The 14,740-nt window shown below is 43.5% G+C and carries 11 protein-coding genes and 2 pseudogenes; 3 read left to right on the top strand and 10 right to left on the bottom strand.

Annotated elements, in window-relative coordinates; translation table 11 throughout:
• The 10 genes from AADEFJLK_RS24715 to AADEFJLK_RS18195 form a co-directional block, all read right to left on the bottom strand.
• The coding region (locus tag AADEFJLK_RS24715) for a sacsin N-terminal ATP-binding-like domain-containing protein (protein WP_211299264.1) at window positions 1-526 on the bottom strand (526 nt) is incomplete at its 3' end.
• A 449-nt stretch (window positions 527-975) separates the two neighbouring features.
• Window positions 976-1,680: a hypothetical protein gene (locus tag AADEFJLK_RS18155; protein ID WP_103975264.1), complete on the bottom strand. Its 705-nt coding sequence runs from the start codon at window positions 1,678-1,680 to the stop codon at window positions 976-978.
• A 30-nt stretch (window positions 1,681-1,710) separates the two neighbouring features.
• A complete protein-coding gene (locus tag AADEFJLK_RS18160) occupies window positions 1,711-4,329 on the bottom strand; it encodes an acetate and sugar kinases/Hsc70/actin family protein (protein ID WP_146054659.1) in 2,619 nt (872 codons plus the stop codon).
• A 22-nt stretch (window positions 4,330-4,351) separates the two neighbouring features.
• Window positions 4,352-4,957: a hypothetical protein gene (locus AADEFJLK_RS18165; protein WP_146054660.1), complete on the bottom strand. Its 606-nt coding sequence runs from the start codon at window positions 4,955-4,957 to the stop codon at window positions 4,352-4,354.
• Window positions 4,958-5,090: 133 nt separating this feature from the next.
• Window positions 5,091-5,600 carry a hypothetical protein gene (locus tag AADEFJLK_RS18170; protein ID WP_103975267.1) on the bottom strand — a complete coding sequence of 170 codons (510 nt, stop codon included), beginning with the start codon at window positions 5,598-5,600 and terminating at the stop codon, window positions 5,091-5,093.
• Between the two features lie 53 nt (window positions 5,601-5,653).
• Window positions 5,654-6,406, bottom strand: coding sequence for an Lcl C-terminal domain-containing protein (locus AADEFJLK_RS18175; protein ID WP_103975268.1), 753 nt, complete (start codon window positions 6,404-6,406; stop codon window positions 5,654-5,656).
• A gap of 2 nt (window positions 6,407-6,408) precedes the next feature.
• Window positions 6,409-6,819, bottom strand: a complete 411-nt coding sequence (locus AADEFJLK_RS18180) for a hypothetical protein (RefSeq protein WP_103975269.1) — start codon at window positions 6,817-6,819, stop codon at window positions 6,409-6,411.
• Entirely contained in the window at window positions 6,809-9,001 is a 2,193-nt protein-coding gene (locus tag AADEFJLK_RS18185) for a dynamin family protein (RefSeq protein ID WP_103975270.1), read from the bottom strand. Before AADEFJLK_RS18185 ends, AADEFJLK_RS18180 begins: the two co-directional genes overlap by 11 nt.
• A gap of 107 nt (window positions 9,002-9,108) precedes the next feature.
• A complete protein-coding gene (locus AADEFJLK_RS18190; RefSeq protein ID WP_103975271.1) occupies window positions 9,109-11,430 on the bottom strand; it encodes a dynamin family protein in 2,322 nt (773 codons plus the stop codon).
• A gap of 5 nt (window positions 11,431-11,435) precedes the next feature.
• Window positions 11,436-12,914 carry a P-loop NTPase family protein gene (locus AADEFJLK_RS18195; RefSeq protein WP_103975272.1) on the bottom strand — a complete coding sequence of 493 codons (1,479 nt, stop codon included), beginning with the start codon at window positions 12,912-12,914 and terminating at the stop codon, window positions 11,436-11,438.
• A gap of 332 nt (window positions 12,915-13,246) precedes the next feature.
• Here AADEFJLK_RS18195 and AADEFJLK_RS25670 point away from each other — a divergent pair.
• The 3 genes and pseudogenes from AADEFJLK_RS25670 to AADEFJLK_RS18210 form a co-directional block, all read left to right on the top strand.
• Window positions 13,247-13,479: pseudogene (locus tag AADEFJLK_RS25670) on the top strand (IS6 family transposase); the annotation flags it as partial.
• Between the two features lie 746 nt (window positions 13,480-14,225).
• Window positions 14,226-14,564 (top strand): helix-turn-helix transcriptional regulator, encoded by a 339-nt coding sequence (locus AADEFJLK_RS18205; protein WP_103975283.1) that lies wholly within the window; start codon window positions 14,226-14,228, stop codon window positions 14,562-14,564.
• Window positions 14,551-14,740 (top strand): annotated as a pseudogene (locus AADEFJLK_RS18210) (type II toxin-antitoxin system HipA family toxin); the annotation flags it as partial. The gene AADEFJLK_RS18205 and the pseudogene AADEFJLK_RS18210, both read left to right, overlap by 14 nt.

Below are 14,740 nucleotides of genomic sequence, written 5' to 3' on the forward strand. Positions count from 1 at the left end.
CAAGAAACCATGTTTTTGCGTCGGCTTGCTGGTTTATATAAGCGATAACTGCTTTCAGGTGCTGTTGGATTAGGTGTTTATCGGTATTGTCAAAAGTCTCCCAATCCCCTCTTAACTCACCCCAAGGATTAAAAATATTGCTATGAAAGTCCTCGCCGCCGTCCCATTGGGCAGAAAGATAGAAAAAAGCTTCGCATAAATGAAACAAACTTTTCATCCCTAAACCGAATTTACCAATGGCATTTTCATTCGAGGCTTTAGAGCCTAAAGCAATTGATAAAATGGCATCTGCATCGGTTTCACTCAATAACCCATCGTTGATAAAAAAAATCGCCGGATTTTTTAATAACTCATGATTTGCATCTGACAAGCCTTTGCTAAATCCAAAGCAAAAATGAACCGATCCCGCATCATCGGCGTTTTGAATAATCTCTTTGAGGATAGGAAAACCCGATTTATAACGATCCCGCAAATTATCAGCTATCAAACCAATGTCAGCCAAGGGATCATGTTTAACGCCTGCCATAGGATCAATTTCTCAATTAAAAATTATTATTTACAATGTCCAGTAAGGGACACAACCGGAACGACAATTTATTATACTGGTTAGGGCGTGTTGACATTTATTATCTCAGCCAAATGAGAGCCAAACCGAAATTCAAGAAGCCCGTGAATATTGTCAAAACACGAAAAAACTCTGCGGTAGAATCTGATTTTGTTGAAGAAATATTCAACTAGATGGCGTTCTTTATAACAAACTAACCGCACAGGCACTGCTCTTTGCGGTTGCTGCGGGGCGGTATCACCACCTGCATATTCCTCACTTTGATGGCTTGGACAAACGCGTCGCAATCATAACCTTTATAAACTCAACTCTGAGAAACTCAAGCAACAAAAATTGGCAGATTATTTATATATTTTATACTTTTTGTAAAACCCCACAATTCTTTCATGAAAACAGGTTGTAAATAAACCCTATAATACCATTAGTAGTTGCCTGCATTCCCATACGGCCCGTTCAGCGGCTGATTTCCATCCCCCTTGTGATAACACCCAAGGTATTCCATCAGACATCATGAGTTCTGCTTGGGCTATTATCTGATATTTTCTTGCTTTGGTATCCAATGTGCCTTGCCGCCATTCATCGCCTACTTGCATTAGCCAGATTAAATTAGAAAGCGCACTTTTGCTGTGTTGCCATGTATCGCTATTATTGGATAATAACAATGGAATTAACAACAAATGATGGTTTTTTAGTCCCCATAAATTTGCTGTACTCTGGCTATCATCCTGTTCAACGGCGTTTACCGTTTCATAAATTAACTTGGTGCTTTGTTGCCAGTATTGCGGGTGCAATATCGCCAATTCACCCACCGATGACCAAAATAAGGCTTGGGCACGTAACAGTAATAAACGATGGACGGGTAAGTTTTCATCCAGTGCGTCATCTAAGATTCGGGCGTATAAATGAATTCTGGCACAGTGAATTAAAGTTATTTCAATATCTTGTGCCCACCATGGCTCAGCTAACCACGTCAATATTAATGGCGAACTGTCCGCCACTGCTTGTAAGCGGCGGCGAGCCAACACTGCACTCGCGCCTTCGTCAATTTCAGGCATCAATTGTGCAATATCTTGGTGTAAAGTGGCGTGTAGGGCTTGGCTTAATTTGGCTTTCATTTACGTTTATCTTCTAGCATGGCCGACATTTCAAACCAATTTCAATTCTCGCAAGTTTTCCAGAGAACCGTTGTGTATTGCTTCTGCGCTTGTCGCCGTACACAGTTGGATGGTGTCTGGGGCAATGATCCTTGCGAATAATTTACCGTTGGCACCAAACAAATCTAAACGTTTATAAATAAGGCCTGCCTCACCTTCACGCATCTCGCCCGTATTGGCTTTAGGTGACTGGCTGTACACCAAGTTAAAAACGCCTTCCCGATAAGGCCCTATTTCATGCCATTGCTGATATTCAGCACCTTGTTTGAGTGCTGGCTGGAAGCGTTGGGAGCGAATACGTCCAACATAAAACGCAAACGGCGCTTCACCCAAACTGTTTTCCATTGTGCGATTGATGACTTCAACAGCCGAACCAGGGCAAAGCTGCAACAAACCCAGCGCGACACCAGTTTTACCTGTAGGCCGATAAACATTTTTATCATCGATCGGTAATGGCGGGTGCACGATAAGTGTAGGAGAAAAATCGAACAAGTTTTCCAGCATACTTAGAATGTTATCGTGTAACGCCAAATAATCAGTATAGGTTTGTTGCCCTTCTGGCATCAAACCAAACAACGCTTGCACCATTGGCGAACGGCTAGCATTGCCTGCTAACAAAATATGAATTTCGCTGGGGATTTTATCGGCAAAGGCTTTTTTCAGCGCGATGAAAAAATTAACGACGCCTTGTTCGATGCGTTCTTCAAGATAGTCAAACAACACCTGTTCAGGTATTGCAAATTCACAATTTGATTTTTGACCATCGCGGTTAATCAGTTGGATCTTCTCAATGCCACTGGCATTAGCATTCTTACCTGTTTCCCATAATGGCCGCAGTCGGGAAATCAGCATCAGTGAATTGGTCAATGCGGCTTGGGTTTTCTCCAAAAACATTTCTGAACCCGCAAAATCATCGGCATCTAACGGACGGGTAAAAGCGACTTTCTTTTTTCTGCATACTTCAATATTGTGCAGAAATACCCGATAAGCCATGTTTTCCAACAGGTTCTCACCGCCTAAATATTTGTCGCCTGACGAGCCAAAATGCTCCATGACTATTTCCGTGCCTTCGTCCTCCTCTTCGGCAGTGGGCAGACGATAATAACCAAAATCAAAATCGGCTGTGCCGCCCCCAAAATCAAACACCGCGTACGGTGTGCCGTTTGTCGTTGGCTCAATATTCAGTTCCGGCAAGGCGACGGCGGCATACGCGGCGGGTTCTGAAGCGCGTTCTTCAACTTTAAATGACAGAAACGCCTCTTGACCGACTAATGTGGCGGGTAAACTACGTTGCAGGCCCCGACGGAATGATGCGAGAATTTTTTGCTTGATATCAACGGGATAATCGACAGGAAACGTCATATAGTAGCGTAGAAAAATACCCCGTCCACGCCAGTTGATAGTCATGCCCAGATACCAGGCATACAGCTCTACGGGATCAAAAGGATAATCACTGTCAACGCTAAGGGCTTCGCCTTTGACTGGTTGCAACAGTTTTAGCGGTGTCAGTTCATGTTCAAGACCGTGTTGCCTATCGGTGATTCTGGTTCGTGCATCTTTGCCTTCGCGTAACGCCCATTGCTTTATTTTGCACAAGATACTGGCAACCACCGCAGGATCGGTTTCGTGATTGCGTAGATTGTGTAAGGCCTCATGGGAACAGCGGACATCATCCCATGACACTAACGGCTGATAAGCCTCTGCCTGCCACGCTTCTATAAATGCGGTGAAATCGACAAATTCCAATACGGTTGGGTTTTCATAATGCTCGGGTTTTTGTTGTTTCCAAAAATCATCAACACCAATGCGTAGCAGTTTGGATTGCCCATTTTCAGAATACGCAACCACCGTGCTGCTGGTGCCAAAATCAATCGCCACATTCCAATCGCGGATATCTAACGCTGGATTACGGGCGCGTGAGCCTTGATCGGCTAAAGTGGCGGCATCCATTCCCCAAAATTCCCATAAGCCTTTGGCGGGATCAGTAAACTGGGTGTCTTCCAGATGGGGCAGACGGGCGCGAATATAATCAATGGGTGGATATAATGCCGATAATTTAGGTGAAGCGTATAAGCTTTGTAACAACGGTTTTGCTTTTGTGTCGGTGCATGAGAGTAGATTCCACTGCTTGGTTAAGCAAAAATGTAAAAATTGCTGGGCGGATTTTTGAATTGCAATGTCATTATGACAAAAAATATAGCCAGTAGCACTAAATGAGCTTCTATTATTGTCCATATCAATACAGATAGTTGAACAAAGCCAAGGGTGTTGCCCTAAAATTCTTCGATAATCCCCTTCGTGTAACGGAAAACCTGAACTGCCACCAATACCCCAAAGTTCTGCTGGAGTCGGTAAACGCCAATTTTTCAAATCAGCTAAAGAAAACGTACTGACTATTTTATTTCCGTCAGTAAATAAATACTGTTTGTCGGTTTTTGGATTAGCATCCCATAGCAAGCGCGTAGTAGTATCATAAAGCATCAATTTAGCGGCTGAGTTCGCCGCACTAACAACCCACCAAAATGGACTGGCGGCAAGTTGATGGGCAAAACTAACGAGTTGTTGATTGCGGTATTTGGCTTTCAATTTGTTTAAGACGGGTGTGGTCATCGTGTGTTTGTCCATAAAAAGTTTATCGAGTGTTTACCAGTGTGTGTTTTTGAACCTGACCCGCAGGATTTTTCAAACCTGATAGCCACTCCTCAATAATCGTATCGCCTTTGGAGGTTGCGCGTTCGTGTTGTTGATAATCATAATTTGTGTCTAGTTCAGCTGAAAATAAACAGGCAGCTTTATCTGTCCAGATAAGATTATGGATCGTGACGCTACCCGCTAATAACGCCTGTTCTTCTGGTGTGGCGGCACGTTGCGCTTGTTTACATCGGTTGGCCAGAAAATCCCACAGTTGCAAAATACGCTCCCATTGAGCGGCTATGGCAAGCAGTTGGCACAATTGCTCGCCTTCAGTGTCTGGCAAATTGCCTAGCCAATAGTCACGCAGTTCCTTATCGTTTTCCAAATACCTGAGCAAGTCTAATTCGGTGGCCAGTTGTTGCCTCAGTGGCTCGGCGATTGCTGGTATTGGGATAACAGTAGTGATTTGTTCTACAAGTGGGGCGGTGGTTTTAATTTTGAATGGAGCTTCGGATTTTGCTATCTCACGGATAAGTTCCTTAATTTCTAGGTCGTTATTCAGCAGCTTGATTAACAGCCGTTTAAAATATTTTTTAATTTTCATGATGACCATCGTTTGACTAATGGGTTATTGATATTGTGTTTCCATTGGAAAGTGAGCGTGGCGGCTTTGTCGGGTCAATCCTTTGTAGTTGCCCTGGTAACGCTTGTTATTAAGGGCAGGTAAAGACCAGCCCCTATTTTTCCATTTCCTTTAACCAAAAATGACTGAAGGGGTGTGTTCGTAAACCGTATCTTTTCTGTAAGATATAGCAAATGTTAGCAATCACTATTTGATCCTCATCGGGAAGGCTTTGGATGTGTTCGATGATGGCTGCAACTGCACGGCTTTCAGGATAGGTGAAGGGCGATGGAATCATCGGCTTTTCCTTCATACTAGTCATTTTTGCTAATTCATCAGGGCTAACGGTGTTCCAAAAATTTGGGAAAATAGCAGGAAGATAGCCCAATAGTAGCGTCATCAGTTCAGGCCGTACAAGGGTGTCAACAATGAGCGGTGTTACCTGTGGATTGCCATCTTTTGCATTTAATAAAGCCAGTTCTGCAAATTGTAAATGCCCACGTCGCAACTCTGTCGTTAGTTGTTCAACTTGGCTTTCAAGTTGGATTTGTCGCTGTGCTAACAAGCGCAGATAATTGTTAATTACATCGTTATCTGCCGAGGCTTTAAAAAAGTTTTCTAGCATTTATATTCCTTGGGTTAAGAGTAGATAGGGTGACGCTAACCAAACCTACAAACCTAGACATTACGCACCAGCCGAACATAACAGGTGTCCGTCTTATGGCTTGTCACATAGTTAGCATTTCTCCTGAAAAGGCAGGTTGTTTTCATAATATTTTGATTTTCCTCAGAACTTGACCAAAATTGCTTGCCATCATGAGGAAAAAAAGTTGAAGCCGCCTTCTCTCTGCTTCTAATAATCGGAAATTCATTAATGCTAGGTAATCGCCAATCGCTGAAACTGCCGCAAACAATATTTTTGTTAAATTCACCAGGCATTTTTTTTGCCTTTTGCCACTCCATTGCTATTGCATCACCAACGACTATGCCATTTTTCCACTGTTGCCCAATGGAATAACGGCACCACATTAAACCTGTTTTCGTGTCCAGCAATGTGCCATCATTACGCACGATAAATTGCCCGATGTGTTTTTCTTCAGATTTTGAGGGAGTGGGGTTGCTTAATTTCGGTTTGTCTAAGTTTTTATTTTTTGCGGGTGCTGGTTTCTCTGGCTGCTTTAGCTTTACGGGCTTGTTTTTTTCTGCTTCAAGTTTTTTTAAAACAGCTATCTCGGCAATTTTAACCTTAGCTTCTTGCGCTAATCGAAAGCTACCACACGCTTCAACCAAGGCTTCATCACTCAGGCGCAAGCGTTCCATTAAATCTGCATGAATTTGAGCAGCTTTAACATCCCGTTTAGCCAGTAAATGCAGATAATGGTTAATTACCGTGTTATCCACTGAATAATTCAGCAAATTTTCAATTGACATCGTTACCACCACCTAAAATCTTTCATTTTTTCTGACAAATTACTCGCATCTTCGTGAAGTTTTTGCATGGCGGATAGTTGCAATTCATCAACCTCACCCATTAATCGCTCAATTTCAACCAAGGTGCATTTATGATCGTCCTTGATTCGCTCTAGCTGTTGCTGTGTTTCTTTCAAGTATTCAAGTGTGTTAGCTAATTTTTGTTCGCTCAGTAACAATTGCTTGTTCGCTTCTTCACGAGTTGCGTGTAGTGTTTTATGCACTTCAATTAAAGCTTGCTCACACAAATGCAATTTTTCAGTTAAATGAACATTGCGTTGTTCAACTTTAACGTCACGTTCAGCTAATGAATGTAAATAATCCTGTATGGCCTCGTTATCCACCGAATAATTCAGCAAGTTTTCAAGCGACATAAGTTGTTTCTTTTAACGAATTTAATACCGCTTGCACTTGCTCGGCTTGTTGTTGCAATGCCGCTAAAGTCGCTTTTTTTTGTTCTGGGGCTTGTTGTAGTTGTTGATTTAAGGTGTCAATGGTTTGTAAGCGTTGCGCTAAGGTGTCTTGCACCTGTTCTTGCCAATAACGCTTACAAGTCGTGCGGAGTAAATCAACCATCGGGCGAGTTTGTTGGTCAAAATTGACAAGGCTTTGCTTGATAATTTGCTGACGGTAGTTGCTAAGCAGTGCTTGTTGTTGGCGAATCGCATCGGCTTCGGCTTCGCGTTGAGCCTCTTCGGCTTTTTCTTGCAGAGCTTGAATGTTAGCTTTAAGCCGTTGTTGTTCTTTTTGGTTCTGCTCTAACGCCCAGCTACTGTAATCACGTTGTTGTTGTAGGTCTTCTAATCGGCGCAATTCAGCGCGTTGGGCGGTGATTTGTTTTTCGTTTTCTCGTAATAGTTCGTGCTGTTCCGCTACGGCTTGGGGATCAATAATGTCTAAGTTTTGCGTGGGCTGGTCAAAGCGTCTACCCAGTTGTTCGCCCCAATAACTGAAAGAGAGTTTTTCTAAAAATCCTAAGCCTGGGTCACTGACAACTTGTGAAACTTTATTCATAGTATGTAGCACTTTGACAGTTTTTGCGGTTTTGCCCAGCATGGATAAGGCTTTAATAATCACCGCAGGCCCTTCAAAAACAATAAAAGCCACATCCAGCGCATGACCAATATTTTTACCCATTTGTGCCGCATCTTCACTGCCCCCTATGGTTTGGCTAATTCGTGGCAATTCTTGTTGAGCAATCGCGTTACGTTCGGCGCGTAATTCGCTAATCTGTTGCAAAGTATTTTCAACATTCACAACGGGCAAACCGTTAATTTTGGCAAGTTCGCTGTCAGCGGATTGTTGTTTTTGTTCCAGCTCTGCCTGTAAAACGCTTAAGCGGCTGGTATCAAGAAAATTGTCAAATTCAATCACAGCAGGCGGCGGCAAGCGTAAATTGAATTGTTGAATGTCCACATCGGGTAAATTGAGCTGACCATAATTGCCTGATAAGGCTTTTAAATCATCGGCGGCGGCTAATACTTGGCTTTTTAAGTGTTGATACGCGGATTCGGTGAATACTTGCCAATCGTCCATTTGTACAGCAGGTGACAGATCATTTAAGACGGTGGTAAGCTGGCTGCGGTGTTGCGCGGTAATTTGTTCGGCGTGTTGTTCAAGCTGGTTTTGGTCTTGGTTACTACGTTCGTATAAGTCGCTTTTAATGGCTAATAAGGTTTGGCGTTGGTTGAGTAACTCAGTGTGTAAGGCTTGAGTTTCTTCTGCGCCACTCGTGGCGCAAGCGGTTTGTTCAGATTCCAGCGCACCAAGGCTATTTTTTAATAATGGCTCTAATTCCGCATAAAAACGCTCTTCTCGAATCGACTCTACGCGCTGTTTGGTGTCTTGTAGAAAATGAATGACGGTATCACGTTGATGTCCATATTTACTCACACCGATTAATTCTAAATCCACGCCTGTTTCTTGGGCAATTTTTGCTTGCCATTCGATTAAATCTGGAGCTTGTTCGCCGTCTTGTACCGATTGTTCAATGCTATCCCATTGGGCAACGGCGATCATCAAGTGTTTGCCGTATTGTTTAATCAAGCGCAATAAGCTTAAATCGCCTTGGCTTGCGCCACGCGGCGACAATAAGTAGATGATGGTATCCGCCGCACTGATTTGAGCGTGGGTGTAATCACTATGACGTTGTGATTGACTGCCTAAGCCAGGCAAATCAATCAAAGTTAACCCCGTTAGCCATTCAGCAGGATAACGCAATAATGAACATAAGGCGTTATCGGGTGCGGCTACGGTATATTGAGCAAATTGGGTTTGGCTAATAGCGGTGTTTGTTCCGTCAGTGTTGATTAATTCAAACTGTAATGCTGGCGCATAGTTGATGAAAGTGGGTAAAGCAGTGGTTTCTTCGCGTGCGGTGGGTAATAAGGCTTCGCCTAATAATGTATTAATTAAACTGCTTTTGCCTGTGGAAAACTCACCGACCAGGCAAACCTGCAAGGGGGTTTGTGCGTGTAAGGTGTTGTCGGCTATAGCTTGAACTTTAGGGTGCAAATAAGTGGGTAGTTGTTCTAACAGGACTTGCAATGTTTTCATAAATTCTACCTTGGTTTAAGTTTTTGATTACGCTGGCGCGGCACACAAAAAAACTGTATCCCCACACAGCGCGTGCGAATACAGTTTTGGGTTTAAGCCCTTAAGCTTTAATTGGCCAGCGCGCTGTTAGTAAATTCCATCACCTCATGCAGTTCTTTTTGCGCCTGCATGACTTCCGATTTACGCTGTTCAATGTCATTTTTCCCAAGTTCAAACAGCTTTAATACATCTTCACGCTTAGCTTGTTTGGCTAACAGCGGTTGAGTGAACTGCTCTTCCACACAGGCAAGCAAGGCTTTTAGTTGGTCATTAAATAACTGCTCAATAATTTGGCTAGCATTTTTTTCTAAATAGCTAATACGGTTATTTAATTCGCCAGTGGTGCTGTTGCGTAAATGGCGCAATGTGTCGGCAATCACTTCTTGTTTTTCTTTTACAAGCAGTTGCTCTTGTGCTTTGCGTTCTTTTTCTATTTTTGCGAGTTTTTGTTCTGCTTTACGACGCGATACATCAATGGTTTGACGTTGCTGGCTTTTTTCGGCTTCTTCTTGCATTAGTTGGTCTAAGGCTTTCTCTCGATTAGCCAAATCGTATTTTACTTGGGCGCGTTCTGCTTGGTATTGCTTAACATTGCTATCATCGTAGCAAGTAATATTTCTGTATTCTGCGCTGCTGTACATACCGCCATCGCTAACTTTTTCACGGTCACTATAACTACGTGGTGAAGGCTGAGAACCTAAATCCTCCAATTGCCGCTGTGCACGTTCCAAAGCGGCTTGTGTTGAACGTATTCTTGGGTCATCAGCCGACAGTTTTGCGTGTTCTAAATCATATTTTTCCATTTCAGCTTCGGTTTTTTCTAAGCTACGTTCTAATTCCAATTTTTTCTTTTGATAATCAATAACGCTGGATAAATCGAGTTCTAAATCAATTTTGATTTCTGGCAGTTCAATTTTTATACCTCCCAAAGATTTTTCCATTTGCACACTATGTTTTTTCATAGCATCAATGTACCCGGCTTTTAAATCATTAAGCGCGAATTCTATTTCCCGCGTTTGTTTCAACCATGCTTCACCTACTTCTTTGGTGACCTGCTGAAACTTTTTCTGCGCTTCAACAGGTAGGCTGATATTTTTACGCCCCGCGTCCACTTCACGCTTGATGTAATTTTCTGTAAGTAGAATGTCTATTTCATCGCGTAAACTACGCAATGGTTGAACTAAGTTTTCATTGATTTGCTTTGTGATGATTTGTGCAGCTCGGTAATGTTCGTCTTTATAATCTCTTGCTGTTTGCTGTTGTTCCAGCGTTTGATTTTTAATTTCTTGTTCCAATAAAGCCAATTCGTTTTGTTGTTCTTTAATATCGCGACGGTCATTTAACGCATTAATTTCATCATCAAAAGCAGCGTCTAAAGTGATTTGAATGCTGTTCAGTTGTTTGAGTGGTTTATAAAAAATCTCTTGTTGTGCCTCGCCTGAATTACACAAATCTGCAATACGCCGCACTAAGTGGTTAATACCAGAACGTTGTTGTTCTTCTGGATTTTTACTTAATGCCCATTTCGCACTTACCCCCATTAAATGCTGGTCATTGGTCATAAGCTCCAATTCACCTTCGGACAAGTCATTTAAATGGTGGCGAAAATTATCACGCACGGTATTGAGTTTTTCACTAACGCGCTCTGCTTCGGGCTTGGCTTTATCGTGATCATCTTCGGGCTCTAAGACTTGATCCCACATATTGACGACGGTTAAAAATTTACGAAAATGTTGCCGCACTGTGTCTGTTAAAAACCGCCATTCACGGCTATTACCGCCTAATTGTTCAACACTTTGTACCCAAATGGCGATATGTGCGCTAGCAATGGCTTTGCGGGTAATTTCTTCATGATGTGCAACAACAGACTCCAATCCCGGTGTATCAATAATGACTAAGCCTTTGTTTAATAATTCGTGCGCAGCAAAAACATCTATGCATTGTAATTGGCTACGCGCACTTTTATTGCTTTTATCAAGTTCTGTTCCCCATTGCTTTAATACCCCGTCATGTTCCCAAGGTAACTCTTCAGGTGGACGCGTCGCATCAATGAAATTGAGTGCGATATATTTTTCCTGTTCGCGTCCACGCGGGGGCGATTGAAGAAAAGTATTAATGGCGGTGGTGGCTTCTTTTGCTGAAGGCAGTAAATCGATATTGAGTAACGCGTTGACTAGCCGCGATTTTCCGCGTGAAAATTCGCCAATCACCACTATCCTTACTTTGTCGGATTGCAAACCTTGAATCAGAGGTTCAAAACGCCCCTGTGCAGCTTTGAGTTCTGAACTGGCATATTTATCAAATAGTTTTTGGGTTTGTTGAATGTAAGCAAGTACCTGTTGAATGCGGGATTCACGTTGTGCAAGGGTATCATTAAGGATAGTCGTCATAAATTCTATTGGGCTGCTTTGAATAATTGATAATAATCAGTGTATTTGGCATCAAGAATGGACAGCGATAACACAGTTGCCACCAGTTTTGCTTGATTGCCATCGTGCTGTATAGGGTCGATTGCTTCACAAACACAAAGGAAATGACTTTGTAATGCTTCAACCGCTTGCAGATAGCTACTTTCAATGCGGTCATGAAAATACCGTGCTAAATCTGGAGCGTCTATGGGTAATTGTTGAATAGCGGCCTCCATTGTTAGGACTAAAGAATCAACAGGGTCGATTAGAGTGTGTAGCTGAGTAAGCCAATAACTTTGCCACCATACTGCTAACGGATGATCAGCAGAGAGTTGTAATTGTTGAATGCTAGATTGCCACTGTCCGACTTGTTTAAGCCATGCACCGTGTACTTTGGCGCGCCGTTCTTGTTCAGAGAGTCCTAACAATCGGGTATTATTCATATTAGCAACAAACTGATCTTGTTTTTTGAACTGTTCAACAAAATGTTTTGTATCTTTTATCAACCGTAACGACTGTGAAAGTTTGGTTTGAATCAACCAATCTGCTTGCCAATGTTGTAAGCGAGTTGCCCAGTCAGTTGCAGGGGCATCTTGTATTTCCTGTGCAATCGGTGCAAAGACTGTTTGCCAAAAATCGTTAATAAACCTTTCATGATTGAGTGCGTCTTGTTCTTTACCAAACTCCACGCATAACACGGTTAAATGTAGCGTATCCTCAATACCCACTTGTTCTGCTAGTTGCTGTAATCGTTCGGTAATACGCTGAGTTATTGCAGTATGTTCATTGTTATTGTCACAGCGTGTTACCACCACAACTAAATGAAAGTCGTTGTAAAAGAAAGCATCATCCGTTTCAATTGCCTCAAAAATGGCTTGTAAACGACATAAGTCATCTTGGCTATCCACACCATTAGCACGCACAACATAAACCAAGCTAATGTTATCTGCCCCCACTAAACCGTTAGCCAATGGATTTTCTGCGACAAACGAATCACCCGAATTCCAACCAGGCATATCCTTCAAAATTACCCGCTTAATGCCTTCTTCTGCACTGCACAAACATACATTACCCATCAATAATGCAGGTTCTGGCAGTTCTAAGCGCAAGTAATGGCTATTGGCATCAAAGCGCTGTTGTTCCTCACGAACAGGAAATGCAGAAAGCAGGGTTTCATTTTTGTCCGAATCGATACGAAGCAAGCGAGGTGACTCGGCATAAGTGATTTCTAGGGGTAAAGCAGTTTGCCTTTCTTGTGAACTAATAGGCAATAAAGCATGGGCTGTTTTGTGTGGGCGTAATAACTCCCGCACTAGCCTTGACTTTCCTGCTGAAAATGCGCCGATAATGTGCACAACTGCAATTTCATCGACTATTTTTTCAGTCATTTTGTCATTAAACGATTGGATAGCTTTGTTAATAATTGATATATTTTTATTCATATCTTTAGTTATGGCTATATCCATTTACTGGACAACTGTTTTTTATTTTCATCTGTACAAAAATATACGTTAACGGTGGTGTAAGCCGGAATCCTCGAAATTCGTGATGCCATCTTACTTTTAATATTACCCAATAATTTTATCGCCCATTTTATAAACTTAAGGGATAATCTGCCGATTTTTGTGGCTTAAATAATGAAGATCAGCTTTAAAGGCACCTACTATCCGAAAGATGTTATAGATGCCGTCACTCATTAAGCGACACAGAGACCGGTCAACCTGACAGGTTGGGTCAGGCGCAGGGGTTAAAGCCCTCGGCAAAGGCTAACCGAGTATACCAACGTTTAGCCTGTCGCTTGCTTAACGCCGAACTCTATATCTTGCACGCCGTTTTCTTCTATGTTCGTAATGCCGTTTTTCACCGCGATCTGGACGTAGTTTTGGCGGAGAGTAGTGTCACCGTGGATCATGCAACACTAAACTTCTGGGTTGTCCGCCATTAGTCACTGATCGCCTTGGCAGAAAAAAGCCGTAAACGGACGGTTGACAGCTCTTGGCGCATGATGAGACCTACATCAAAATCAAAGGCGGCGGGATCGAAATTATCCATAGGATTCGAATAGAAGAGAAGCTCACCGGGCGGACACAGCCGGCTTACCAGCAATTTATCAATTTGGCAGGTTAATTTTGCCCGGTGCTAAGACCCCGGCTCAACTCTTGCGATAATTTACGACATAACTAATAAGTTAGTTTGAATCGCCTATCTTATTGTTATATTAGGCTAGGCAACACCCCACGAAACAAAAGAAATTTTGGTATTGTAACACACCGCCGTTTCGTACAATATAGACACAAAAGTACGGATTGTTTTAGGGCAAGAGAGAATATAGCGGCGCTTCATGAAACGGAAAGTCTCGTACGGTAATGATTTTAGGTTTTGGCTGATTTGCCCAACCCGCCAAATCTTAAAAACCGCCTATCCCGGTAGCTATTACCGGCTTCACACAGTGCCTGTGATAACCGACAGCGAAAATACCATTCGCTGTTAGGGATGCTGCTTGATCCCGAAGGATTCAATGGGAACTTCGAGTGCCACAACACACCGCTGATTGCATTGGCGGCAAAAGCCGCCAATGCACCGTCGACTTTATGCTCTCCGAACGCCGCGCCGAAGCGACGCCAACCTGGCCGGCCTCGCCTTTTGTAAAGGGTTGCGCCAAAGCCATTTACCCCACACAATTTTATAATTGTTCAGCCAAGCAAAGCATGTTAACTTACCCTATAAAAAGTCCATAACAGCCTGTTATGATTCATATAGGGATTAATTTAACCGCCATGCCCAAATCCATCACCCGCACCTATTCCCGCCACAGCCGCGAGGCGGCCGCCCTGTTGGCGGGGCTGATCCGCACGGCACGCAAGGAGCGCAGGCTCACCGTCCAAGACGTCGCCGACCGTGCGGGCATATCCCGGGGGCTGTTGCAGCGGATCGAAAAGGGCGACATGAAATGCGAGGTCGGCGTCGTCTTTGAGGTCGCCGCCATCGTGGGGATCCGGTTGTTCGACGCCGACGGCCCCGCCCTGGCCCAGCAGCTGCGCCAAACCGAAGCCAAACTGGTGCTGTTGCCCAAATCCATACGGAAACCGACCCAGGTGGCCGATGATGCGTTCTGAACAGGCCAGGGAGGCTTTCGTCTGGATATGGCTGCCGGGCGCGACCGAACCGGTCGTCGCGGGCAAGCTGGAGGGCGGCGGCGGCACAATACACTTCAATTACGGCCAAAGCTATCTGGAACGCGTCAAGGACAGCAACCCGGCCATCGCCATTTACGAACCGGAATTGCCTTTAA

Source organism: Methylovulum psychrotolerans (genome assembly GCF_002923755.1).
GTDB lineage: Bacteria > Pseudomonadota > Gammaproteobacteria > Methylococcales > Methylomonadaceae > Methylovulum > Methylovulum psychrotolerans.